This is a genomic window from Aggregatibacter sp. Marseille-P9115, from assembly GCF_920939465.1.
GTDB classification, from domain to species: Bacteria; Pseudomonadota; Gammaproteobacteria; order Enterobacterales; family Pasteurellaceae; genus Aggregatibacter; species Aggregatibacter segnis_B.
The window spans coordinates 1279600-1303962 of the sequence record NZ_OV100759.1 but is presented as its reverse complement, the minus strand read 5'-3'; the positions used below and the strand labels follow the sequence as shown (position 1 = coordinate 1303962).

The window sequence follows — 24363 nt, the reverse complement described above, 5'->3', positions numbered from 1 at the left end:
GTAGCCTAGCTACCCTAGGTTACATATCATTCTGCCCCTTTGGGGCAAGCTAGTTTGTACTCCAAAGGAGTACGACTATAACTAACCTAGGGTAACAAGTTACCCTAGGCGTGGAGCGTTAGATTTGCCCAATTGCCCCTACTACGCTCTCGCATTCTTCCTTCGTCCCCACAGTAATCCGAATGCAATTTTGCAAATTTAACGCTTTGTTTTGATCACGCAGGATAATCCCTTGCTCCCACAACGCCTTGAAAACGCGCTCACCATCTTGGCATTTTATGAGCAAATAATTGGCTTCGCTGTGGTACACGTTTTCCACTTGCGGCAAGTTTGCCAAGGCTTCGGCCAGCCACTGACGGTTGGCTAAAATCTCCTGTACGCGAGCTTGCACAAGGGCGATATTCTCCGCCTGCAAGGCTTGTTCCGCGATGTCGGCGCTTGGCACTGGGATAGGATAAGGGGCAATCACTTTGCTGAGAATTTGGATTAACGCCGCATTGGCTAACACAAAACCACAACGCAATCCTGCCAAGGCAAAAGCTTTGGAGAGGGTACGAATAATGGCTAAGTGCGGGTAATTTTTCAGCTCTTTTGCGAGTGTCGCTTCAGGGCAAAATTCGATATAGGCTTCATCCACCACCACAACGGCTTTGCCGGCAGTGAGTTGCAAAAGCTCGAGCAAGTCCGACCGTTTAAGCAAATTGCCTGTCGGGTTATTTGGGCTACACACAAAGACGACTTTCACACCCTCTAGTTGCTGTTTAATTTCGGCAAGATTCAGTTGGAAATCTGCCGTTAATGGCACGGTTTTGCACGCCACGCCTGCTGTTTCGGCACTCACGGCGTACATGCCATACGTAGGCGGGCAGAACAAAATAGCGTCTTGATTCGGTTCGCAAAACGCACGGATAACCAACTCAATGCCTTCATCACCACCACGGGTCACCAACACATTTTCAGGCGGTACGCCCGCATAATTGGCATAGCCTTGCACAACTGCTTGCGGTTGCGGTTCGGGGTAGCGGTTTAAATCTTTGCCCGAAAGTTGGAACGTCGGCGAAGTGGGATATTCGTTCGCATTCAGCCAAATCGTGCCATTACCGCCGAGTTTGCGGGCGGATTGATAGGGCGTGAGTGCTTGCACGTTTTGTCGGGATAATGTTGTAATTGTCATGTGGTTTTCCTCTTATTGCAACTTCGCTAATCTCAAACTCACTGCCATTTTGTGCGCATCCAGCTGTTCTGCCTGCGCCATCAATTCCACGGTTTCTGCTAGGTCTTTGAAGCCTTGCGGGGTGAGTTCCTGCACGGTCATGCGTTTACTGAAATCGGCCAAACCAAGGCTGGAATACGTGCGCGTGTAGCCGTAGGTTGGTAGAACGTGATTGGTGCCGCTGGCGTAATCGCCCATACTTTCCGGCGAATAAGCACCGAGGAAAATAGACCCGGCATTATCCAGTTGAGGCAATAATTCACGGGCGTTTTGCGTTTGCACGATTAAGTGTTCCGGCGCGTATTCATTGCTGATGGCGACACATTGCGCCAAATCCTCGGCAATGAGAATGCGACTGTGGGATAACGCCTTGCGGGCGATGTCTGCGCGAGGCAGTTGGGCAAGCTGTTGTTCCACGCAAAGTGCGGTCTGTTTTGCCAGCGTTTCGCTCGGTGTCACCAAAATCACTTGCGAATCTACACCATGTTCCGCCTGAGAAAGCAAATCAGAGGCAACGAATTCAGGATCGGCCTGTTCATCGGCAATCACCAACACTTCTGATGGCCCCGCCGGCATGTCGATGTTGGCGCCGTTAATCATTTGGCTGACTTGGCGTTTGGCTTCCGTCACAAAGGCATTGCCCGGCCCGAAAATTTTATCCACCTTCGCCACACTTTGCGCGCCTAACGCCATGGCTACCACCGCTTGCGCACCGCCCACCGCATAAATGGTTTGCACACCACACAGATTGGCGGCGTAAAGAATTTCATCCGCAATCGGTGGCGGCGAGCAAAGTACGATTTTCTTACAACCTGCGATTTTCGCCGGAATGGCAAGCATCAGCACCGTAGAAAATAACGGCGCGGAGCCGCCCGGAATGTATAAACCGACACGATTAATCGGGCGCGTCACCACCTGACAACGCACGCCGGGCTGGGTTTCGATATCCACCGCCTGTGGTTTCTGTGCTTCGTGAAAGGCAGTGATATTACGCTTGGCATTCTGAATCGCCTTCTTCAACGGCTCAGGAATACGCGCCGTCGCCTCCGCAATTTGTTGTGGAGTAACAATCAAGCTGTCGAGTTTGATTTTGTCGAATTTCTCCGTGAGTTCAAACAACGCCTTATCGCCTTCCTGTTGCACAAATTTAACGATATTTTCCACCGCACTTTTAATCTCATTTGAAGCGGAAATCGCGGGGCGGGTAAGGGCTTGTTGTTGCTCTGTTGCAGAAAGATTATTCCAATTTAGTGTTTCCATAATACAAAACCTTCCTTTTATTTAACGTTGTTTTTCTTTGGTTGCTTTCTTTGGCAACACAAAGAAAATAACAAATCACTCCATCATCTTCTCAATCGGCAACACCAAAATCGAACTGGCGCCGATGTCTTTCAACTGCTCCATGGTTTCCCAGAACAGATTTTCCTGACTGACCACATGCATGGCCACTTTGGAATCGTCATGCGCCAGCGGCAGAATTGTTGGGTTTTCCACACCGGGTAAAAGTGCGGTGATTTCTTCGAGTTTATTTTTCGGCGCGTGTAACATGATGTATTTGGATTCGGCGGCTTGTTGTACGCCTTGAATGCGGGTGAGCAGTCTATCTACCAGGATTTGTTTCTCGCCGCTTAAAGGTTCGGCACATTGAATTAAACAGGCTTTGGAGCGATAAATCACTTCCACTTCTTTCAGACCATTCGCTTCTAAGGTTGCGCCGGAGGACACTAAATCGCAAATGGCATCGGCAAGCCCTGCGCTAGGGGCAACTTCCACAGAGCCGTTCAACAACGTGCTTTTGAACGGCACGTTTTGCGCTTTCATGTAACGTTTGAGTAAATTTGGGTAGGAGGTGGCGATGCGAGCATTAGCAAAATCCTGTACGCCGTTATATTGCTGATCACGATCAATTGCCAAAGATAAACGGCAACCGCCGAAATCCAACTGGCGCAGCTTTTTATAAGCGACCGTTTCTCCGGCAGCCAAGCGCCCCAATTCTTCTTCCTCCAGCACGTTTTCACCGATAATGCCGAGATCCGCCACACCATCAAAGATCAAGCCGGGAATGTCATCATCACGCACACGCAAGATTTCAATAGGCATATTTTCCGAATAAGCGATAAGGCGTTGCTCGTTCCAATTAATTTTCACACCGCATTGGCTCAGCAATTCCGCACAGTCTTTGCTTAAGCGCCCTTTCTTTTGCATGGCGATGCGTAAACGTTTTTTGTCAGTCATGTTGTTGCCCTCATTTTGTTAAAACCTAAAAACGCAAAACCCCTCGAAAGTTGCCTTCCGAGGGGTTGTTTAAACGGTGATTGATTATGTCTGCATTTCACTCGTACTCGGAAGTTATCTCCCGAACACGCCGAATGCCCGAAAGATTATTCAGGTAAACGGTGATGATGGTGTAATGCGTTAGTTAAATACATAATGAATCCTTTTTAATCAAAAGATGAATAGAATATAGCCAAGAAAATTTTGCGATGCAAGGGCTTTTTTACAGAAATATTCCTCAGCGTAAAATTCATCTCTTATTTCTTCGCGGATTTACCAACCAACATGGTCAAGAACATCACGACTAACGCCGGCACTAACCACGCCAAGCCATTATCATATAACGGGAAATTGCCAAGGAATTGTTTCACGCCGTCAGACAATAATCCTACGTTATTTAAGCTGTCGCACAGACTAAAACACACGGTGACCGCAATCGTGGCGTTATAGGTTAATTTCACGCGTGGTAATTTAGCACGGACGAATTGCAACACCACTAACATGATTGCCACCGGGTAAATTAATAACAATGCAGGAATGGTCACTTGTAATAATTTCGTTAAGCCGTTTTCAGAAATGATGGTCGTCATGATAGTAAATACCACCACCCAAAAGGCGTACGGTAAGCGGTTAGAGAATTTAGCGAAATAATAAGCACAAGCACTGGTCACGCCCACTAAGGTGGTTAAACTTGCCAAGAAGATGATACCGGACATAATCCAAGAACCTTCTTTGCCAAATAACACGTTTACATAACGAGAGAAAATTTGACCGCCGTTGCTAGCGCCTTGCGCCACTTGGCCACTGGTCGCACCAAGATAGAAAAGGGAAAAATAAAGTGCGGCTAATAAAACCACTGAAATGCAGCCGGCAGAAATAGTATAACGCATGATTTTTTGCGGCTCAGTAACATTTTTCGCACTTAACGCACGGGCAACAATGCCGCCGAAAGCAATTGCCGCCAAGACATCCATGGTTTGGTAACCGCTAATTAAACCGGTGGTCAACGCGGAACTGTCCGCATAACTTTTGCTTGGTGCGGCAATGTCAGACAAGGGAGACATAAAGACTGTCACAGTGACCACGACCAATAACACCAATAAGGCAGGAGTCATAAATTTGCCCACACTGGAAATAATGGTGTTTGGTTTTAACATAAACAACATGGCAATAATGTTAAAGACCACGGCAAAAATCAGGTGATTTGCCGGTGTATCCGAGACAATCTCTAACGGCACCAACGCCATTTCATAGGCTACGTTGGTAATTCGCGGCATCGCAAACGTAGAACCAATCACTAAATATAAGGTGGCTAAAAATAAAATTTCCGCCCATTTTGGTAGGTCGCGAGTGAGTTCTTCGCCACGTCCTAAAACAGACACAATCACTAAGGTGATAAATGGCATTAACACGCCTGTCACCACAAAACCTAATGCCGCTGTCGCCCAATGTTGCCCAGCAGTGTAGCCTTCCATAGGTGGAAAAATGATGTTTCCTGCACCTAAAAACAGGGCAAAAATCATCATACCTAAAACAATAATATCTTTACGTGAAAACATAATAAATTTCTCTTGTGATAAAAAATAAATTTCTCTTTTGTTATAAAAAGTCGGCGGATTTTACACCAAAAATGGTGAATTTCGTAAGAAAACATAAAAAAAGTATGATATTTTTCCACCGCACTTTCTGCCAAATCCGAAAGCGCGGCGATTGAGTTCATCCGACCTTTGTTGTAAACTACGCTCCCGTCTTGATAGATTATCTTTATTCTAATTTTTCCATTCATTCCAATAGCAACAAACAGGTTTCTTATGGCTACCAATTATATTTTCGTCACAGGCGGCGTGGTTTCTTCGCTTGGTAAAGGTATTGCAGCGGCGTCCCTTGCGGCAATCTTAGAAGCGCGTGGTTTGAACGTCACGATCATGAAACTCGACCCTTATATCAACGTCGATCCGGGCACCATGAGCCCGACTCAGCACGGTGAAGTTTTCGTGACCCAAGACGGCGCGGAAACCGATTTAGATTTAGGTCACTACGAACGTTTTATTCGTACCAAAATGACCAAACGTAACAACTTCACGACCGGTAAAATCTATTCCGAAGTGTTACGCAAAGAGCGTCGCGGTGATTATCTCGGCGCGACCATTCAGGTGATTCCACACATTACCAACGAAATTAAAGCGCGCGTGATTGATGGCGCAGCGGGACATGATGTGGCCATCGTAGAAGTGGGTGGCACAGTGGGCGATATTGAATCCCTCCCGTTCTTAGAAGCATTACGTCAGCTTGCCGTACAAGTAGGACGTGAACGCACGATTTTCATGCACTTAACGCTTGTGCCGTACATTCCGACTGCCGGCGAAGTCAAAACCAAACCGACACAACATTCTGTGAAAGAACTCTTGTCCATCGGCATTCAACCGGACGTGTTGATTTGCCGTTCCGACCGCATGATTCCGCCAAATGAACGTGCCAAAATTGCGTTATTCTGTAACGTACCGGAACGCGCGGTGATTTCTCTGAAAGATGTGTCTTCCATTTACCAAATCCCGGCACTTTTAAAATCTCAAGGGTTGGACGATTTCATTTGCAATCGCTTCCATTTAACTTGCCCGGAAGCCGATTTATCTGAATGGGAACAAGTATTGTATCAACAAGCCAACCCGACAGGCGAAGTCACTATCGGTATGGTGGGTAAATACACCGAATTGCCGGATGCGTATAAATCCGTGAACGAAGCCCTAAAACACGCCGGTTTAAAAAATCGCTTGAGCGTAAATATTAAATACATCGACTCACAAGATGTGGAAACCAAAGGCGTTGACATCTTAAAAGGCTTAGACGGTATTTTAGTGCCGGGCGGCTTCGGCTATCGCGGTGTCGAAGGCAAAATTCTGACTGCCCAATATGCGCGTGAAAACAACATTCCCTATTTAGGTATTTGCTTAGGGATGCAAGTTGCGCTCATCGAGTTTGCCCGTCATGTTGCAGGCATGAGCCATGCAAACTCTTCCGAATTCGACCGCACTTGTCCGCAACCGGTGGTCGGTTTAATTACCGAATGGCAAGACGCCGACGGCAACACCGAAGTGCGCAGTGACAAATCCGACTTGGGTGGTACCATGCGTCTTGGGGCACAAAAATGCCATTTAATTGAAGGCAGCTTAGCACGTCAATTATACGGTGCAGAAACCATTGAAGAACGCCATCGTCACCGTTACGAAGTTAATAATGTATTGCTTCCGCAAATCGAAAAAGCAGGCTTAAAAGTGACCGGTTTATCTGCCGATAAAAAATTAGTGGAAATCATTGAAGTACCAAACCACCCTTGGTTTGTCGCTTGCCAATTCCATCCGGAATTCACTTCTACGCCACGTGATGGTCACCCGTTATTCGAAGGCTTTGTGAAAGCGGCAAAAATCAATCAGAAAAAATCCGACTAACGGCTTTCTGAAAAATTGAAATAAAAGTTCGGTCAGAAAAACACTTAGATTTTTGACCGCACTTTTTTATTTTCTCGCCGTGATCCACTTCACAAAAAATGGCCTTTGCTCTTGTTCTGCCTCTCGTCTTTCACTATATTGAGAACCCTCTTGTCGGAGTGCCGGAAGGCTGAGATCGCAATGAATGCGAGATCCGTGGAACCTGTGGGTTAATCCCCGCGCAGGGAACAAGTTATGAGCAATTTGAATTTCATCACACCTTCCGCACAAGCTATTTTTTATTCACCTTATCGGAGATTACCATGTCGGAAGCCGTGTCTCATTTATCAGAAATCCTCCTACCCAAAGCCCCTTTTGCGCACACTGAATTTAAGTTGGGATTGTATGTTATCGTAGACAGTTATAAATGGGTTGAACGGCTCATTCATGCTGGTGTGAAAACCTTGCAAATTCGTATTAAAGATCGTTCTGCAGAACAAGCAGAAGAGGAAATCGCCCGCTGCATTGCCTTAGCCAAACAGTATCAAGTGCGGTTATTTGTAGATGATTTTTGGCAGTTGGCAATTAAGTATCAGGCTTATGGTGTCCATCTTGGGCAGGAGGATTTGCTCACAGCAGATTTAAACGCCATCCAACAAGCAGGGCTACGTCTCGGTGTTTCCACCCACAACCAAGAAGAAGTCGATCTGGTGTTACCGTTGCGCCCTTCCTATGTTGCCCTCGGACATATTTTCCCGACACAAACCAAAGAGATGCCTTCAGCGCCTCAAGGCGTTGCCAATTTAGCCACTCAGGTAAAAAACTTAGGTAAAATGCCGACTGTCGCAATCGGCGGCATCAGTGCTTCACATTTTCCTGATATTTTAGCCACAGGGGTAGGCAGCATTGCCGTGATTTCCGCCGTAACCAAGGCTCAAGACTGGCAAAGTGCGGTGAAAAACTTACTGCAATATTTTGCCGAATAATGGACTATTTTCGTTTAAATTCATGGCGAAATAGCTCGAAAAATTCATCTTAAAATTGAACCGCACTTAAGTTGGCAGAAAACATAGAGCAAAATCAAATTGTCTGTAGTTTTTGCAAGACAAAGGAGGAAAATAGCTTTATGATACCGACATTTTTAGAGCAAACTAACCCGTTTTAATTAACTTAATGAGGAAAATAAAATGGCAAAAATCGTTAAAGTCATTGGTCGTGAAATCATCGACTCTCGTGGTAACCCAACTGTAGAAGCTGAAGTTCATCTTGAAGGTGGTTTCGTTGGTTTAGCAGCTGCTCCATCAGGTGCATCTACCGGTTCTCGTGAAGCATTAGAATTACGTGACGGCGACAAATCTCGTTTCTTAGGTAAAGGTGTATTAAAAGCGGTTGCCGCAGTAAACGGTCCGATTGCTGAAGCCATTCTTGGTAAAGATGCGTCTAACCAAGCTGAAATCGACCAAATCATGATCGATTTAGATGGCACTGACAACAAATCTAACTTCGGTGCAAACGCCATCTTAGCGGTATCCTTAGCAAACGCAAAAGCAGCTGCCGCATCTAAAGGTTTACCACTTTACGCTTACATCGCAGAACTTAACGGCACACCAGGCGTTTACTCTATGCCATTACCAATGATGAACATCATCAACGGTGGTGAGCACGCAGACAACAACGTTGATATCCAAGAGTTCATGATTCAACCGGTTGGTGCTAAAACCTTACGTGAAGCACTTCGTATCGGTGCTGAAGTATTCCATAACTTAGCGAAAGTATTAAAATCTAAAGGCATGAGCACAGCTGTAGGTGACGAAGGTGGTTTCGCACCAAACTTAGCTTCTAACGCTGACGCTTTAGCATGTATCAAAGAAGCAGTAGAAAAAGCAGGTTATGTATTAGGTAAAGACGTGACTTTAGCCATGGACTGCGCATCTTCTGAATTCTACAACAAAGAAACCGGTAAATACGAAATGAAAGGCGAAGGCCGTTCATTCACTTCGCAAGAATTCACACACTATCTTGAAGAATTAACCAAACAATACCCGATCGTGTCTATCGAAGATGGTCAAGATGAATCTGACTGGGAAGGTTTCGCATACCAAACTAAAGTGTTAGGCGACCGCGTTCAATTAGTGGGTGACGACTTATTCGTAACCAACACCAAAATCTTAAAAGAAGGTATCGAAAAAGGTATCGCAAACTCCATCCTAATCAAATTCAACCAAATCGGTTCTTTAAGTGAAACCTTGGCTGCGATTAAAATGGCGAAAGATGCCGGTTATACCGCTGTGATCTCTCACCGTTCCGGTGAAACCGAAGATGCAACCATTGCAGATTTAGCTGTTGGTACTGCAGCGGGTCAAATCAAAACTGGTTCTATGAGCCGTTCTGACCGTATTGCGAAATACAACCAATTAATCCGTATCGAAGAAGCATTAGAACGCGCTGGCACACCGGCTCCGTTCCCGGGCTTAAAAGCGGTTAAAGGTCAAGCTTAATTAATAACCATCGCGGTTATTAAAACGCGCTAAAAAAACACCGCACTTTTTGTTGAAAGATAAAAAGTGCGGTGATTTTTTATGTGTTTTTTTAAAGCAATTTATTCACTGTATTGCTCAAACCAACTTTCCAATATTAAACAAGCGGAAATGCCATCCACTTTGCTTTTATTTAAAGCACGATAACCGCCTCGCCCAAAAATTTCGCTACGGGCTTCCGTGGTAGTGAGCCGTTCATCCTGTAACTCCACCGGCAAATTAAAACGCCCATGAAGGCGGTTAGCAAATTTTTTTGCCCGCAAGGTTAACGGCTGTTCCGTGCCGTCCATATTTAACGGTAATCCGACCACAAGCCTTTCAGGTTGCCAATCTTGAATGCACTTCTCAATGGCTTCCCAATTTGGAATGCCGTCTTGCGCTTTGAATGCGGGTAAAGATTGTGCCGTACCGGTAATACTTTGCCCCACAGCGCAACCGATACTTTTTGTGCCGAAATCAAAGGCGATAACCGTAATGCCCATTAACTGTGCCCTACTTGACCGGCAAAGTTATGAGAGTCAATGCCTAACAATTGATTTGCTGCCAACCAACGCTCTTCATATGGCAAATCAAATAGGATCTGTTCTGTTGCCGGCACAACCAACCAAGAGTTATTCATGATTTCCCGCTCTAGCTGATGTGGTTCCCAACTCGCACAACCAAGTGCTACCAAATATTTTTCCGGCTCCAATAGCGTGCCGAAAGTATCCACGACATCAGCAGAAGTGGTGAGCATGAGATTGTCGGTAACCCGATAACTATGATCAAAAGGCTCATGGGTGTTGGTATGCAAAATAAAACCACGATCAACATTGACCGGCCCGCCGGCAAGTACCAACTTATCACTATAAGTGCGGTTGCTGACCATCATGAAATTCATCTTGGCACCCAACTCCGCAATACTTAAATCTGTCGGTTGATTTAATACCAATCCCATAGAACCTTTTTCATTATGTTCACAGATATAAATCACCGAGCGGTAAAAATAACTGTCATCTAAATTCGGCATGGCAATCAAGAGATGATCTTGTAAATCCATCATATTTCGTTTTTCTCTATCCTAAATCACCAAAACACACTTGCAAGGCGGTAATTGCCGCCATCGCTGCGGTTTCAGTGCGTAATACACGTTTTCCTAATAATACTTCCACAAAGCCATGTTCCTCGGTTTGTGCAATTTCTTGTGGGGACAAACCGCCTTCCGAACCGATTAATAAGCGAACCCCCGCCTTAGGGATTGCCGGCAGAGTACGAATGGAATAACTGGCTCTTGGATGTAAATTTAATTTGAGTGCGTCATCCGGTTCGGCACACCATTGTTGTAATTTCATTAATGGACGAATTTCCGGGATGGTATTTCGCCCACACTGCTCGCAGGCGGCAATCGCAATTTTTTGCCATTGCTGAATTTTTTTCTCCATGCGTTCACCGTCTAATTTCACGCCACAACGTTCCGACCAGAGGGGAGTAATGACATTCACACCCAGTTCAACGGATTTCTGAATGGTAAATTCCATGCGTTCACCACGGGAAATCACTTGTCCTAAATGGATCGCAAGTGGACTTTCACGATCATCTAACTGACGGTTCAAAATATCGACATCAACGGATTTTTTCGTTACTGCATTGATCACGGCTTGATAAATATGGTTACTGCCATCGAAAAGTTCAAGTTGATCGCCCGGTTGCATACGTAAAACACGACCGACATGGTTAGCACCATCTTCAGAAAGTGTGCAAGAGGTGAGTGAATTAAGAGAAGTGGGATGGTAAATTCGAGGTATTCGCATAATAGAACAAATAAGTAAAAATAATTTGTTCTATCATAGCAGAAAAGAAGATGGCAAAACGAAAAATGCGAAGTGAAAAAATTAATATTCCCACTGTGTCGGATCAATGCCCAACTCGCGCATAATTTTTTTCGCTTCTTCCGGAATTTCGTCGCTACGTTCCTTTAACAAATCTTCATCCGTTGGTAAAGGTTGACCTGTAAAAGCATGTAAAAACGCTTCGCATAACAGTTCACTGTTGGTCGCGTGACGCAAATTACGAATTTGACGACGGGTACGTTCATTGGTCAAAATTTCAAGCACTTTAATCGGAATAGATACTGTAATCTTTTTAACTTGTTCGCTTTTTTTACCGTGTTCCGCATAAGGACTGATATATTGTCCGTTCCAATCCGCCATAATTGATTCCTAAAATAACCTTATTAATTGTCGAGATATTCTAATAAAAAATAATAAAAATAACAATCTAGCCGTGGAGACTTCTAGATTTCCAGTGTTAAAAATAGAAAAAATAAAGGCATCTTATTGATGCCTTTTTATTCAACACAATTAAAATGTTTTTACTAAATCTTTTAAATAAGATTTAAATTCACCACCCAGTTTATTGTGATGCAAACCATATTCTACGAAGGCTTTCATATAACCAATTTTATTACCGCAATCGTAAGAAACGCCGGTCATATGGAACGCTTCGACAGTTTCTTTTTCAATTAACATATCAATCGCATCGGTTAATTGAATTTCATCGCCAACACCAATCGGTGTTCTTTCCAATAAATCCCAAATAGCAGCGGAGAACACATAACGTCCCACAACCGCGAGGTTAGATGGCGCTTCATCAACACTTGGTTTTTCCACAATACTATGAATTTTCGCACTCTCCCCGGGTGGAATTTCAACACCGCTGCAGTCGGCAATACCGTAGCTGCTGACAGCTTCCGCTGCAACCGGACTTACCATGATTTGGCTAGCTTTCGTTTGATTGAAGCGTTTTAACATTGCTGCTAAATTTTCTTTTTTCTGGTTCGCAGAAAATTCCGCTAACAACACATCCGGCAAGATTACCGCAAAAGACTCATCGCCGACTAACGGACGACCACATAATACGGCATGTCCCAAGCCTTTCGCATTCCCTTGGCGAACATGCATAATGGTGACATCTTTTGGCACAATAGAACGAACTTCTTCCAAGAGCTGACGTTTTACCCGTTTTTCTAACATCGTTTCCAATTCGAAAGAGGTATCAAAATGGTTTTCGATAGCATTTTTGGAAGAGTGGGTAACCAACACAATTTCTTTGATGCCCGCGGCAACACATTCATTTACAACGTACTGAATAAGTGGTTTATCCACCAGCGTTAACATTTCCTTTGGAATCGCCTTTGTTGCAGGCAACATACGTGTGCCTAAGCCGGCAACCGGAATAATTGCTTTCATGTCTATTTTCCTTATATAAAAAGACCGCACTTTTCTCTTCTGAAAAGTGCGGTAAGTTTTTTATGTGTTTTTACTGGCGAAGTAATGTCAAAATCTCTTCGGTTTTTTCCGCCATCAGTTGTTTATCACCACGGGTTTCCAAGTTCAAACGAACCACCGGCTCAGTATTTGATGAACGCAAATTAAAACGCCAATTCGGATATTCAATACTAATCCCGTCGATATCATCAACACGAACTGCCTCTTTTTCATACGCAGCACGTACACGCTCAATCGCGCTTTTCGCATCAGCTAAGTTGCTGTTAATTTCGCCTGGAGATGGGAAGGTATTCACGCTATTGTTCACAAGCTCACCCAATGATTTACCGGTAACAGAAACAAGCTCCATCACGAGCAACCATGGGATCATACCACTATCACAATAGAAGAAATCACGGAAATAATGGTGCGCGCTCATTTCTCCGCCGTAAATAGCGTCTACTGCACGCATTTTCTCTTTAATGAAAGAATGGCCTGATTTAGACATAACAGCCTCGCCGCCATTTTCTTCCACTAATTTCACCGTATTCCAAATTAAACGCGGATCATAAATGATTTTTGCGCCTTTATTTTTTTGCAAGAAGGCTTGGCTTAACAAACCAACGATATAGTAACCTTCGATAAAATTCGCATGTTCATCAAACAGGAAACAGCGGTCAAAATCACCATCAAAGGCAATTCCCATATCCGCTTGATTTGCCAAAACAGCATCAATCGTATCTTGGCGGTTTTCCGGCAATAAAGGATTAGGAATACCATGTGGGAATGTCCCATCCGGATTGTTATGAACCTTAATAAACTCGACCGGCACTTGTTTTGCTTTAAATTGAGCTTCAATTGCGTCAATAACATGTCCTGCCGCGCCATTACCGGCGTTAATCACTAACTTTAAAGGCTTCAACTGTGCCAAGTTAATGTAGGACAACAAGTGTTCAACGTAATCGCCGAGCACAGAAAGCTGTTTATATTCACCACGTTGAGTCACTGGTGGAAAATTATTTTCTTCCGCCAAACGTTGAATATCCGCCAAACCGGTATCTGCACTAATCGGACGGGAACCTTCACGCACTAATTTGAGTCCGTTGTAATCCATTGGGTTGTGGCTTGCGGTAACTTCAATCCCACCATCGGTTTTCAAAAATGACGTAGCAAAATAGACTTCCTCTGTCCCCGTTTCACCTAAATCAATTACATTAACACCGGAATCCAATAATCCATTTGTTACCGCACTTTTTAGTTCTTTGCTCGTTAAACGAACATCTCCACCAACGACAATGGTTTTAGGCTTCAAAAACTGCCCAAATGCACGACCTATACGATACACAATATCCACGTTTAACTCTTCGCCTAAGCGACCACGGATATCGTAAGCTTTAAAGCAAGTCAATTTACTCATAACTACTCCATTTTAATTGTCCATAAAATGAAATTTGCTACTATGCTTTGTTTTCATCCTTAGCTTGATGAATACGCTGGTAAATTTCTTCTCTATGAACAGAAACATCCTTGGGGGCTTGCACGCCAATTTTTACTTGGTTGCCTCGTATATTGAGAATCGTGATAGAAACATCATCGCCGATGAGCAAGCTCTCGCCAACTTTACGGGTTAAGATCAGCATATAAACTCCTCACCTTTTATAGTTTATTTCCAACTTCCCTATTTTGCTTCCAACATCCCTATCAAACAATACTTTGTACTTTGGCACTCATGAAATCATAAGTGCCCATAATTAATTAACAAGAAACAAAGATTACAAATTTGCTTTTAACCAATCAGAACAAACGGATAATGCTTTGTTGATATTTTGTGGTTCAGTACCACCGGCCATCGCCATATCCGGGCGACCACCGCCTTTACCACCGACTTGTTGAGCCATTAAATTCACGAGCTCACCGGCTTTTACTTTGGCAGTTAGATCCTGAGTTACGCCAACAATTAAGTTAACTTTTTCATCCAATGCGGAAGCAAACACCACGACGGCAGAGCCTAATTGATTTTTCAGGCTATCAACCATTGCGCGTAAAGACTTCGCTTCAATACCATCAAGCTGCTGCATAATCACAGAAACGCCATTAATTTCGACCGCACTTTTCGCCAAGTCATTACCAGCCTGAAGTGCAGCTTTTTCTTTTAATGTTTGTAACTCTTTTTCAACTTTCTTATATTTATCTTGCAACAGAGAAATCTTATCCGTAACGGAATTAACGTCCGATTTCAGTAATTCAGCGCTTTGATTCAATAAAGTTTGTTGATGTTGTAACCATTCAATCGCAGTTTCACCGGTAATTGCTTCAATTCGACGAATACCTGCTGCCACAGCAGTTTCTGTGACGATTTTAAATAATCCGATATCTCCCGTACGTTTTGCATGAATACCACCACACAACTCAATAGAGAAATCACCCATCGTTAAGACACGAACTTGTTCGGAATACTTCTCTCCGAATAACGCCATCGCACCTTTTGCTTTTGCGGCTTCCAACTCCATAATGTCGGTTTGGATTGGATTATTTGCTCTCACTTGCTGGTTCACAATACGTTCAACTTCAGCTAATTGTGCTTTGCTAATTGCTTCATGTTGAGCAAAGTCAAAACGTAACAACGTATCGGAAACAAGTGAGCCTTTTTGCGCGACATGTTCACCTAATACTTGACGTAATGCAGCATGCAACAAGTGTGTTGCGGAGTGATTTAACGAAATACGTTGACGGCGAACATCGTCAACCACTGCATTTACAGACTGCCCAACAGATAAACTACCTTGGGTAAGCTCACCAATATGACCAAACACTTGGCCATATTTTTGAGTGTCTTTTACGTCAAAACAAAAACCATTGCCTTCTAAACGGCCGATATCACCAATTTGACCACCTGATTCCGCATAGAATGGCGTATTATCTAAAATAACCACTGCACTTTGACCGGCTGAAATCGATTCCACCGGATTTCCCTCATGGAAAAGTGCGGTCACTTTTGCCAGTGTTTCTGACTCAGTATATCCTTCAAAACGGGTTGTCCCGTCAACACGGATTACACTGTTATAGTCCATGCCGAATTGACTTGCAGATTGTGCGCGAACGCGTTGCAATTCCATTTCACGCTCGAAACCTACTTCATCAATCGCAATACCACGCTCACGGCAAACATCTGCGGTTAAATCCAATGGAAAACCATAGGTATCATATAACTTAAAGGCCACTTCACCGGATAAAACATTCTCTTTTACATTGGCTAACGCTTCATCTAACAAGGTCAAACCACGTTCTAATGTGCGAGCAAATTGTTCTTCTTCTAAGCGCAAGAATTTTTCCACTGAGGCTTGGTGTTTTTTCACCTCTTCACCTGCTTCCGCCATCACATCAATCAATGTTGGCACTAATTTATAGAAGAACGCTTCTGTGGCGCCAAGTAAATGCCCATGACGTACTGCGCGACGAATAATACGACGAAGCACATAACCACGTCCTTCATTGGAAGGAACCACACCGTCAGCAATTAAATAAGCACAAGAACGGATATGATCAGCAATAACACGTAATGATTTATTGGCTAAATCTTTCTCACCGGTTAACTCAGCCACTTTGGCAATTAAGGTTTTAAAAATATCAATATCATAGTTGGAGTTGACGTGTTGCAATACCGCACTGATTCGCTCCAAGCCCATGCCTGTATCCACAGACGGTTTTGGAAGTTTCTCCATTGTGCCGTCAGCATGGCGGTTAAATTGCATGAACACGATGTTCCAGATTTCAATATAGCGGTCACCATCCTCTTCAGGAGAACCCGGAGGGCCACCCCAAATATGATCACCATGATCGTAGAAAATTTCAGTACAAGGACCGCAAGGACCGGTATCACCCATTTGCCAGAAGTTATCCGAAGCATAAGGTGCGCCTTTGTTGTCGCCAATACGAATAATACGCTCTGCAGGAATACCGATTTCTTTATGCCAAATGTTGTAGGCTTCATCATCAGTTTCGTACACGGTCACCCATAATCTTTCTTTCGGTAAGCCCAACCATTGTGGTGAAGTTAAAAATTCCCAACCGTAATGAATTGCATCTTGTTTAAAATAATCACCAAAGCTGAAATTACCTAACATTTCAAAGAAAGTATGGTGTCTGGCGGTATAACCCACATTTTCTAAATCGTTATGTTTTCCCCCCGCGCGTACACAGCGTTGTGCTGTAGTTGCTCGGGTATAAGGGCGTTTTTCTAATCCTAAAAAAACATTTTTAAATTGGTTCATCCCGGCGTTGGTAAATAATAACGTCGGATCATTGTCTGGAACCAAAGAACTACTTGCTACAACTTGATGCCCTTTACTATGGAAAAAATCAAGGTACGACTGTCGAATTTGTGCTGTTGTTTTCATGTACACGCCTTAGCTTTTAAATCTTATTAAATACCGTCAATTCACGGAGTAACTCTGTATTCTTACATATTTTTGAAATTTATAAAAAAACTTTTTATACCGCACACTTTATTTTCTAATAATAGAGAAAATAAAACCGCACTTACGCTCTGAACTCGTGAAAGTGCGGTCGGTTTTTATAATATTTTTAATAACTGGCTACGCTTTGTAATCATTCTTCACGAAGAGGAACTACGAGCATATCAATGGTAATTGAGTTCATCACCTGGCGAGTAGAAGACATCAATTTACTCCAGAAATCTTGATGGTGTCCTGTTACCAATAAATCAACATCATATTGTTCGATAGCATCCGTCAACACTTGACCTAAGTCGCCGCTACCGCTAAGTTTTTCATTGATCGGATAACCGGCTTGTTCTGCTAATTGTAATAACGCTTGTTGCGTTTCACTGGAAATACGATCCTGCATTGACACCATATTTACATCAATCAGCCCTGTATAAAGATCCGAAAAATTTACATCAACATGGATAATAGATAATTTCGCATCGTGGCGTTTTGCAACACCCACCGCTTTTTTCAAGAGAATTGGACTTTCTTCTGAAAGATCTACTGCAACTAATACATGTTTATACATAATCGACTCCTTATCCGATCAGGGTTAATTAATCTTCATCAGTATAGTATCACTAGGTTTCAAGAAAAAATATGTGCAAGATCACATTTTGGAAAAAAGATCCTAAATGTCTTTTATGTTATTATTTTGTCTCCTTTTTCTCTCTATTTTCAAAAAATATGACCTATTCAATAAACGACTTTTTAAAATTAATTGCCCAATTACGCGATCCTATAAATGGCTGTCCGTGGGATATTAAACAAAACTACCATTCCATGATTTCTTGTTTAAAAGAAGAAACCTATGAAGTCATTGAAGCGATTGAAAAAAATGATGTTGAAAATCTAAAAGAAGAACTGGGCGATTTACTACTTCAGGTAGTATTTCTGAGTCAACTTGCGACGGAAGAAAATAAATTTACGTTTGACCATGTCGTACAAAACGTAGCCGAAAAGATTGTTCGGCGCCACCCTCATGTGTTTGGCGATAAACAGGCTAAAAATGAGCAAGAAGCTTTACAAAATTGGAATGCGATGAAAGCCGAAGAACACAAAACACTTGGGCATACGTCAATTTTAGACAATATTCCACAGTCCTTTCCCGCTTTGATGCGGGCAGAAAAACTACAAAAACGCTGCTCAAAAGTCGGATTTGATTGGGATAACATTTCCCCGGTCTTCGCCAAAGTCGAGGAGGAATTACAAGAAGTCAGACAAGAACTTGAACGTCAACCACAAGACCAGGCAAAAATTGAAGAGGAAATGGGGGATTTGCTCTTTGCAACAGTAAATCTAAGTCGTCATATACACTGTCAGGCAGAAGAAAGCCTACGCAAAGCTAACCAAAAGTTTGAACAACGCTTCCGTAAAGTCGAAGGGAAGTTAAAACAACAAAACCGTAGTCTTGAAGATGCAAGCTTAGTGGAAATGGATGTGCTTTGGGATGAAGTGAAGAAAGAAGAAAAACACTGCTAAAAATGACCGCACTTTCAGAAAAAATACCGAGCAATTGCTCGGTATTTTTAATATGAACTCAGAGAGTTAATCCAATCCCAAAACTTTACGACCATTAATACTGGCAATATTCACCATAGCGTCTAAATCAGGGAAGCGGCAACCTGCAGCCAGCAAACTTAATTCTTGCCACATATCCCCTTCGCACAACGGCACCATGTAATCACAAATATTATCTGTGCCAATCGCTACCGTGATGCCTTCCGGAATCATTTCATCAGCCGGTGTTAAAGCATTATGGAAAGGCATAAGTTCTTCTTTACGATTACTATCAATCCACGCCATCGGGCAAGCAATCATCATCATTTGTGCTTGGCGCATTTTTTCGTATAAACGATAACGATATTCTTTGGAATGTGAGCCGATAGAAATCCCGTGAATCGCCACGACACGTCCTTGCATTCCATGTTCAATGGTTTTGTCACAAAGTTGTTCGGTTTCAATTTCGGTTGGCGAATTAAATTGGTCCACATGCACATGGCACATAATCCCTAAAGATTTCGCCTTATCCAACAAAATATCCATCGCTTCCAAACCGCGACCATAGTCTAGCTCGTCGCGATAGGGCAAACCGCCGATCATATCGACCATTTCAGAACCAATATCAAACCATTTACGTGCGGTTGGCTCAATAACCCCTTTTAAGGTTTGGTTAGCAAATTTCAATACGATGTCATGTTTATAGACTTCACGTGCTTTATGTGCTGCGATAATCGCCCGATCTTCACACACCGGGTCGATATCAACAAAGGTTCCGAAAGCCGTTACCCCTTGAGAAATCATTAATTCGATAGATTGGCAGAAACGGGCATAGTAGTCATCTACCGAAGAGGTCCGTTTGACCTCATCCACCAAATCCCATTTTTGTTGTAAATTGCAACTTTGGTAAATACCAATTTTTTCCGGCGTCATGGTAAAAGCACGATCCGCATGGGCATGAGCATTTACCCAGCCCCCTTTTTTGATGATTTCATCCCGAATATAAGTTTTAAAACTACGAACGTGATTTTTGGTCATAACGACTCCGTAATGAGTAAGTTTTGGAAACTGGCAGGGAGCAAATAGAAAAAAATCCTCATAAAAGAGGATCGCTTATTAATTGAAAATAGAAAGAGGTTCAATGATAATGCATTGAAATAACGAACAATGTTATGAAAAATTCTCAGATTTTTAATTAATAACATCTTATTTGTCCTGATGGAATTGCGCGCTAGTATAAAACTCGTCGCCACAAAAATATAATTGATTTTAGCTATTGGTCTGCGCCTATTTCATTATTTTTCTAAAAAAGAACGCTCCTGGCTAAAGGCTTCTAAAAATAGTCCTAGCGGTGGTCTTTCAGACGACATTTTTTGATAAGTGCGGTCGTATTTTTCATAGTTTCCACGATTATCGATATGATATTGCGTACCATCCGGTTGAACAATCACATTCCAACGATAATTAGAAACCAAAACCCAATCTGCACTAGACGTAAGATCAAACAAATCTCGTCCTTGTGCATAATCAGCAATCGGATTTTTCACTTTAAAAATATGCTTCATTAAAGCCGGCACTAAATCCACATGTGAAGTTAACTTGGAGATTTTCCCGGTTGCCAAACCATTCCAGTGAACAATCATTGGCACTTGCACTTCATCACGCGAAAAATAATTCGTTTCTTCTTTTTCTGATAATTTTTTGAATGTATAGCCATGCTCAGCAGTAATAATCACAAGGGTATTTGGCAAATTTAACTCGGGCAACAACTGTCCCAATGACGCATCAATATCTGCCAGTTGCTGCTCATATTTCTCTTGCGTAAGATTGGGTTCGATATTCAAGCTTAAATGCCCCCAAAACGGTTTATTCTGCGTTTTTGCGGTATCCAACCAACGCGTGAAGGAACGAATCGCGGCCTGATTACCACTCTCCGCAACAAGCTTCGTTTTTGGATAAATGGCACGACGGAAAATACCCGGATCCATCTTTTTAGAAGAAAACACGCCTTGCGCATATTGTTGTTGTGTTAAACGTTCCACTAACACAGAAGGCGTTTTATTGTTGAGCAAGCTGTCGGTATAACTGCCATTGAGGCCATAAAACAATCCGACTAGCCCTGTATTATTGTTATTGCCACTGCTGTAATGATTGATAAATTGTGTCGAATTCTCTGCAAATTGTGCCAAATTCGGCATTTTTTCCGCATCTATCACATCATGTCGTAAACCGGAAAGCGTAATTAAGAGGATATTGGTATTTTCCTGTTGCTCAGCAAAGACTAACGGGTTTTTCGGATAGTCGATGGCTAAGGCATCTAATCGCCCCTCTTGTGCGAGACGTTGTGCATATTCTGCTTTATCTAAGAAACCGTGTTTCTCTAAAAAGGAACGTGCTGTCATCGGATAAGACAAAGGAAAATTAGAACGTTGCATGGTGATAGGACGGTATAAATAGGCATCTGCCCATGCATAAATTAGGTGTGTTGCACTAAAGGTGCAAACAAAAAAGACACCCACTGCTTTTAGCCATTTTTGGCGTTCTAAGCTACGCAGTTTTTGCCAAGACCAGCGGGAAAACAACATTTGCACCAATAAAATCAATGGCATCGGCACAAAGAAAATTTGCCAGTTGCGCGATAACTCTCCGTTCTCCGGGTTAACTAAGAGATTCCAGACTAATGACGACAAGTGCAAGTTAGAACGCAAGAATACTTCGCTATCCACCAACAACAAAGTGTTGCCAATCGTTGCAAGAATGACCGTCAGTCCACGAAAAGTGCGGTGGTTTTTAACAATGAAACTGAGCGGAAAAATGACTAGCAAATAAAAGGCGAAAACAATAAAACTAAAATGCCCAAGTAAGCTGATAAAGAAGTAAATTTTGCCGAATAACGTATCCGGCCAATCAATGATAAACGCATAACGGGCACCAATAAAAACAGCCCAAAGAATATTAAAAAAAGCAAACCAGTGACCCCAAGAAATTTTCTGTGAGGTTTCTTCACGATATTGTCTGCTTTTAAATGTCCACATACGCTAATTATTTTGCCGTTTTAATAGAGTTGAGTAAGGCATCAGAAAATGCTTGTGCTAAAACTTGTTGCTGCTGCTTGCCCACGCTGCCGGTAAGTAAATTTGTGGTCATGTTACCGAGAACAATTAAGGATAAGTCTAAAGGGGCTTGATGTTTCTCAAGCACTGCAATCATGTCATTTAAGATCGTATCGATTTGTTTATCTTGATATTTAGATTGGATTGCCATAATGAATAATTTACCGGTTTAAAATGCCGTTTATATTAACTGATAATTGCGCTAATCCTAACATATTTTGTTAGTTCTGTTAAAAAGTGCGGTTATAATAGCGGAAATTTTTTAGAGGCAAATTTATGAGCATTACCGTTAAACAAATCATTCTTCATCAACTTGTTAAATCCAATGAAGAAGCTGAAAATTCTCCTCAATTAACCGCTGTTTTGCGCGAACAATTACTTGCTATCACGCCGGAAGTGGAACAAATGATGTTACAACTTCATCAAGGCTATCAAAATAAAGCCAAAGGCTATGGCATCTTTCAGGAATCATCTGTTTTTGCACAAAGTTTGAATCGCTTACTGGAAAACGAAACGGACTTTCTGCCTTTTAGTCATGAATCCACACATTTACTCATCAACGAATTAAGCAAGTATAACTTTGCTGATAACGGTACATTGGTGCTGTGTCAGTACAACTTTTTAGCCACCGACTATTTATTTATAGCATTGCTAGACAGCCGAATCAGTATGCTAGTTAACGAACAATTAGAAATTCAACGTACAGAATATCTTGATATTACTCAATTCGACATTGCCGCCCGGATTAACTTGACGGATTTACAACTGAATGCCAATTCAAACCGCTATTTAACCTTCATTAAAGGTCGCGTTGGACGGAAAATTGCTGACTTTTTTATGGATTTTCTTGGGGCGGAGGAAGGATTAAATCCACAAGTACAAAACCAATGCTTATTACAAGCGGTTGATGATTATTGTGTCCAAGGCGAATTAAACCGAGAACAAACGCAAGCGGTGAAAAAACAAGTATTTGAATATTGCAAAGGTCAATTAAACAGCGGAGAAGAAATTGAATTAGCGGAACTTTCCAATGAGCTGCCAACTCTAAACCAGCAACCGTTTATGGCGTTTACCCAAGAACAAAACTACGACCTGGAAGAAAATATTCCGCCGGTACGCACCGCACTTAAATCGTTGACCAAATTTTCTGGCTCCGGCAAAGGCGTTACCATTAGCTTTGATGCCGAATTAATTGATCAGAGAATCATTTGGGATGAGGCAGCCGATACTTTAACCATCAAAGGGCTTCCACCGAATTTACGGGATCAATTACAGCGACGGTTAAAAGCATTGAATTAATTTGGCAATGCACTAAACTTTCAGTATGATCATTGCAACTATTTACAGAGGATAAAAAGCAAAAATGCAATTCAAATCTGTTCTCACCACACTCATTTTGGCACTCAGCGTAACTGCCTGTTCGAGCGTTAACAAAATTGTTTATCGTATTGACGTGCCGCAAGGCAACTACTTGCAAGCAGAAACTGTGGCTCAAGTTAAGACCGGTATGACAGCACAGCAAGTTCAGTACTTGTTAGGTACGCCGGTTCTCATCGATCCATACAGCAACCAAACTTGGTACTACGTTTTCCTACAACAAAAAGCTTATGAAACACCGGACCAACATACATTGGTCGTCAACTTTGACCAACGTGGTATTGTGACTAACGTCGATTTAGATAAAGCATTACCAAATAGCGGCCAAGCAGAAGTCAACAATACGATTATCAACGGACCAAGCACTCCCTCAAAGAGCTGGTGGAAATTCTGGTAATAGTCTTAAAGTTTCATCATATAGATTGACATAAACACGGTTTTCTTTATGCCCCAAATCTTACTTGTCGATGATGATACTGAATTATCTGAATTGCTCGCCAACTTCCTGACATTGGAAGGTTTCCGGGTCACTATCGCAAAGACAGATCAAATAGCACAGCAACTTGATCTGTCTTACGATCTTATCTTATTAGATGTTATTGCTCCCACATGGAACGGCATCGCAACTCTCAAACAAATCCGGAAACATTATTCCACACCGATTATCATCTTAAACGCCCAAAATGATGCGATGAGTCGAATCCTGTACTTAGAGCTGGGTGCAGATGATTATTTGGTAAAACCCTTTAACGCTCATGAGCTGATTATCAGAATAAAAATGCTTTTGCGTCGGAGCGGGCAACAAGCCAACTTTATCGAATCACATTCAGCTACAGCAGAGCAAATTAAATTTGATTTATTGACCCTTCATCCGGAAACCCAGCAACTTTTTTTTGGTAGTTCCCCTATTGAATTAACCCACACTGAATTTGCTTTGCTTCTCCAATTCATCAAACGCCCAAACATACTGATTACGCGCGAGGAATTAAGCGTGGCAATCCTCAATAAGTTATTAACACCTTTTGACCGAGCCATTGATATGCATATGTCCAATTTGCGCAAAAAATTGCCTAGCCGAGAAAATGGATTACCTTGGTTTAAAACCGTCAGAGGCAAAGGGTATATTCTGCTTAAAAATAACTAAATCGCCGTCCAAATAGACTGCACTTTTAGA

At 42.5% G+C, this 24363-nt stretch carries 23 protein-coding genes, 1 riboswitch and 1 other annotated feature; of the genes, 7 read left to right on the top strand and 16 right to left on the bottom strand.

The features are described 5' to 3' along the window. Positions 1–118: 118 nt before the first annotated feature. The 4 genes from hisC to brnQ form a co-directional block, all read right to left on the bottom strand. On the bottom strand, positions 119–1174 hold the full coding sequence (gene hisC / locus LQ983_RS06245) for a histidinol-phosphate transaminase (protein ID WP_230622023.1): 1056 nt from the start codon (positions 1172–1174) through the stop codon (positions 119–121). Positions 1175–1186: 12 nt separating this feature from the next. Next, complete coding sequence (hisD, locus tag LQ983_RS06240; RefSeq protein ID WP_230622022.1) at positions 1187–2473, bottom strand: histidinol dehydrogenase; 1287 nt, start codon at positions 2471–2473, stop codon at positions 1187–1189. Positions 2474–2548: 75 nt separating this feature from the next. Further along, complete coding sequence (gene hisG / locus LQ983_RS06235) at positions 2549–3448, bottom strand: ATP phosphoribosyltransferase (RefSeq protein ID WP_230622020.1); 900 nt, start codon at positions 3446–3448, stop codon at positions 2549–2551. A gap of 31 nt (positions 3449–3479) precedes the next feature. Further along, positions 3480–3619, bottom strand: a sequence feature (His leader region). Between the two features lie 125 nt (positions 3620–3744). Continuing rightward, positions 3745–5076 (bottom strand): branched-chain amino acid transport system II carrier protein, encoded by a 1332-nt coding sequence (gene brnQ / locus LQ983_RS06230; RefSeq protein ID WP_370636681.1) that lies wholly within the window; start codon positions 5074–5076, stop codon positions 3745–3747. Positions 5077–5298: 222 nt separating this feature from the next. Between brnQ and pyrG the strand changes: the two genes are divergently transcribed. The 3 genes from pyrG to eno all read left to right on the top strand — a co-directional run bounded on the left by pyrG (position 5299) and on the right by eno (position 9410). Beyond that, positions 5299–6933 carry a glutamine hydrolyzing CTP synthase gene (gene pyrG / locus LQ983_RS06225; RefSeq protein ID WP_230622008.1) on the top strand — a complete coding sequence of 545 codons (1635 nt, stop codon included), beginning with the start codon at positions 5299–5301 and terminating at the stop codon, positions 6931–6933. A 144-nt stretch (positions 6934–7077) separates the two neighbouring features. Further along, positions 7078–7177, top strand: a riboswitch (TPP riboswitch). Positions 7178–7235: 58 nt separating this feature from the next. After that, entirely contained in the window at positions 7236–7898 is a 663-nt protein-coding gene (gene thiE, locus LQ983_RS06220; protein ID WP_230622006.1) for a thiamine phosphate synthase, read from the top strand. A gap of 201 nt (positions 7899–8099) precedes the next feature. Then, positions 8100–9410 carry a phosphopyruvate hydratase gene (gene eno / locus LQ983_RS06215; protein WP_109128797.1) on the top strand — a complete coding sequence of 437 codons (1311 nt, stop codon included), beginning with the start codon at positions 8100–8102 and terminating at the stop codon, positions 9408–9410. 101 nt (positions 9411–9511) lie between these two features. Here eno and ruvX read toward each other — a convergent pair whose 3' ends face one another. From ruvX to uspA, 9 genes are all read right to left on the bottom strand, one after another. Then, entirely contained in the window at positions 9512–9931 is a 420-nt protein-coding gene (gene ruvX / locus LQ983_RS06210; protein ID WP_230622005.1) for a Holliday junction resolvase RuvX, read from the bottom strand. Beyond that, on the bottom strand, positions 9931–10488 hold the full coding sequence (locus LQ983_RS06205) for a YqgE/AlgH family protein (protein ID WP_230622619.1): 558 nt from the start codon (positions 10486–10488) through the stop codon (positions 9931–9933). The genes ruvX and LQ983_RS06205 overlap by 1 nt, the downstream gene beginning before the upstream one ends. A 16-nt stretch (positions 10489–10504) precedes the next feature. Further along, entirely contained in the window at positions 10505–11239 is a 735-nt protein-coding gene (gene rsmE / locus LQ983_RS06200) for a 16S rRNA (uracil(1498)-N(3))-methyltransferase (protein ID WP_230622002.1), read from the bottom strand. 81 nt (positions 11240–11320) lie between these two features. Then, entirely contained in the window at positions 11321–11638 is a 318-nt protein-coding gene (metJ, locus tag LQ983_RS06195; protein ID WP_006719619.1) for a met regulon transcriptional regulator MetJ, read from the bottom strand. A 150-nt stretch (positions 11639–11788) separates the two neighbouring features. Further along, positions 11789–12676, bottom strand: a complete 888-nt coding sequence (gene galU, locus LQ983_RS06190; protein ID WP_230622000.1) for a UTP--glucose-1-phosphate uridylyltransferase GalU — start codon at positions 12674–12676, stop codon at positions 11789–11791. A gap of 70 nt (positions 12677–12746) precedes the next feature. After that, positions 12747–14111 (bottom strand): phosphomannomutase CpsG, encoded by a 1365-nt coding sequence (locus tag LQ983_RS06185; RefSeq protein ID WP_230621998.1) that lies wholly within the window; start codon positions 14109–14111, stop codon positions 12747–12749. A 40-nt stretch (positions 14112–14151) separates the two neighbouring features. Then, entirely contained in the window at positions 14152–14334 is a 183-nt protein-coding gene (gene csrA, locus LQ983_RS06180; RefSeq protein WP_006719623.1) for a carbon storage regulator CsrA, read from the bottom strand. Positions 14335–14466: 132 nt separating this feature from the next. Beyond that, positions 14467–17091, bottom strand: coding sequence for an alanine--tRNA ligase (gene alaS, locus LQ983_RS06175; protein WP_230621996.1), 2625 nt, complete (start codon positions 17089–17091; stop codon positions 14467–14469). 211 nt (positions 17092–17302) lie between these two features. Then, a complete protein-coding gene (uspA, locus tag LQ983_RS06170; RefSeq protein WP_006719626.1) occupies positions 17303–17728 on the bottom strand; it encodes a universal stress protein UspA in 426 nt (141 codons plus the stop codon). A gap of 158 nt (positions 17729–17886) precedes the next feature. On the opposite strand from uspA, the gene mazG reads away from it, so the two are divergent. Next, complete coding sequence (gene mazG / locus LQ983_RS06165) at positions 17887–18681, top strand: nucleoside triphosphate pyrophosphohydrolase (RefSeq protein ID WP_230621991.1); 795 nt, start codon at positions 17887–17889, stop codon at positions 18679–18681. Positions 18682–18747: 66 nt separating this feature from the next. Here mazG and LQ983_RS06160 read toward each other — a convergent pair whose 3' ends face one another. From LQ983_RS06160 to LQ983_RS06150, 3 genes are all read right to left on the bottom strand, one after another. Next, complete coding sequence (locus LQ983_RS06160) at positions 18748–19737, bottom strand: amidohydrolase family protein (RefSeq protein ID WP_006719629.1); 990 nt, start codon at positions 19735–19737, stop codon at positions 18748–18750. A 257-nt stretch (positions 19738–19994) separates the two neighbouring features. Next, positions 19995–21734, bottom strand: coding sequence for a DUF3413 domain-containing protein (locus LQ983_RS06155; protein WP_230621989.1), 1740 nt, complete (start codon positions 21732–21734; stop codon positions 19995–19997). Between the two features lie 7 nt (positions 21735–21741). After that, complete coding sequence (locus LQ983_RS06150; protein WP_230621987.1) at positions 21742–21963, bottom strand: YejL family protein; 222 nt, start codon at positions 21961–21963, stop codon at positions 21742–21744. Between the two features lie 125 nt (positions 21964–22088). Between LQ983_RS06150 and yejK the strand changes: the two genes are divergently transcribed. The 3 genes from yejK to LQ983_RS06135 all read left to right on the top strand — a co-directional run bounded on the left by yejK (position 22089) and on the right by LQ983_RS06135 (position 24333). Then, complete coding sequence (gene yejK / locus LQ983_RS06145) at positions 22089–23111, top strand: nucleoid-associated protein YejK (RefSeq protein ID WP_230621985.1); 1023 nt, start codon at positions 22089–22091, stop codon at positions 23109–23111. 64 nt (positions 23112–23175) lie between these two features. Next, entirely contained in the window at positions 23176–23586 is a 411-nt protein-coding gene (bamE, locus tag LQ983_RS06140; RefSeq protein WP_111296330.1) for an outer membrane protein assembly factor BamE, read from the top strand. Positions 23587–23634: 48 nt separating this feature from the next. After that, positions 23635–24333, top strand: a complete 699-nt coding sequence (locus LQ983_RS06135; RefSeq protein ID WP_230621984.1) for a response regulator — start codon at positions 23635–23637, stop codon at positions 24331–24333. Positions 24334–24363: the final 30 nt, after the last annotated feature.

What these genes read in the sequence shown, in the direction of transcription:
- hisC (WP_230622023.1), bottom strand. Translation starts at nt 1,174, where the DNA reads ATGACAATTACAACATTATCCCGACAAAACGTGCAAGCACTCACGCCC.
- hisD (WP_230622022.1), bottom strand. Translation starts at nt 2,473, where the DNA reads ATGGAAACACTAAATTGGAATAATCTTTCTGCAACAGAGCAACAACAA.
- hisG (WP_230622020.1), bottom strand. Translation starts at nt 3,448, where the DNA reads ATGACTGACAAAAAACGTTTACGCATCGCCATGCAAAAGAAAGGGCGC.
- pyrG (WP_230622008.1), top strand. Translation starts at nt 5,299, where the DNA reads ATGGCTACCAATTATATTTTCGTCACAGGCGGCGTGGTTTCTTCGCTT.
- thiE (WP_230622006.1), top strand. Translation starts at nt 7,236, where the DNA reads ATGTCGGAAGCCGTGTCTCATTTATCAGAAATCCTCCTACCCAAAGCC.
- eno (WP_109128797.1), top strand. Translation starts at nt 8,100, where the DNA reads ATGGCAAAAATCGTTAAAGTCATTGGTCGTGAAATCATCGACTCTCGT.
- ruvX (WP_230622005.1), bottom strand. Translation starts at nt 9,931, where the DNA reads ATGGGCATTACGGTTATCGCCTTTGATTTCGGCACAAAAAGTATCGGT.
- LQ983_RS06205 (WP_230622619.1), bottom strand. Translation starts at nt 10,488, where the DNA reads ATGGATTTACAAGATCATCTCTTGATTGCCATGCCGAATTTAGATGAC.
- rsmE (WP_230622002.1), bottom strand. Translation starts at nt 11,239, where the DNA reads ATGCGAATACCTCGAATTTACCATCCCACTTCTCTTAATTCACTCACC.
- metJ (WP_006719619.1), bottom strand. Translation starts at nt 11,638, where the DNA reads ATGGCGGATTGGAACGGACAATATATCAGTCCTTATGCGGAACACGGT.
- galU (WP_230622000.1), bottom strand. Translation starts at nt 12,676, where the DNA reads ATGAAAGCAATTATTCCGGTTGCCGGCTTAGGCACACGTATGTTGCCT.
- LQ983_RS06185 (WP_230621998.1), bottom strand. Translation starts at nt 14,111, where the DNA reads ATGAGTAAATTGACTTGCTTTAAAGCTTACGATATCCGTGGTCGCTTA.
- csrA (WP_006719623.1), bottom strand. Translation starts at nt 14,334, where the DNA reads ATGCTGATCTTAACCCGTAAAGTTGGCGAGAGCTTGCTCATCGGCGAT.
- alaS (WP_230621996.1), bottom strand. Translation starts at nt 17,091, where the DNA reads ATGAAAACAACAGCACAAATTCGACAGTCGTACCTTGATTTTTTCCAT.
- uspA (WP_006719626.1), bottom strand. Translation starts at nt 17,728, where the DNA reads ATGTATAAACATGTATTAGTTGCAGTAGATCTTTCAGAAGAAAGTCCA.
- mazG (WP_230621991.1), top strand. Translation starts at nt 17,887, where the DNA reads ATGACCTATTCAATAAACGACTTTTTAAAATTAATTGCCCAATTACGC.
- LQ983_RS06160 (WP_006719629.1), bottom strand. Translation starts at nt 19,737, where the DNA reads ATGACCAAAAATCACGTTCGTAGTTTTAAAACTTATATTCGGGATGAA.
- LQ983_RS06155 (WP_230621989.1), bottom strand. Translation starts at nt 21,734, where the DNA reads ATGTGGACATTTAAAAGCAGACAATATCGTGAAGAAACCTCACAGAAA.
- LQ983_RS06150 (WP_230621987.1), bottom strand. Translation starts at nt 21,963, where the DNA reads ATGGCAATCCAATCTAAATATCAAGATAAACAAATCGATACGATCTTA.
- yejK (WP_230621985.1), top strand. Translation starts at nt 22,089, where the DNA reads ATGAGCATTACCGTTAAACAAATCATTCTTCATCAACTTGTTAAATCC.
- bamE (WP_111296330.1), top strand. Translation starts at nt 23,176, where the DNA reads ATGCAATTCAAATCTGTTCTCACCACACTCATTTTGGCACTCAGCGTA.
- LQ983_RS06135 (WP_230621984.1), top strand. Translation starts at nt 23,635, where the DNA reads ATGCCCCAAATCTTACTTGTCGATGATGATACTGAATTATCTGAATTG.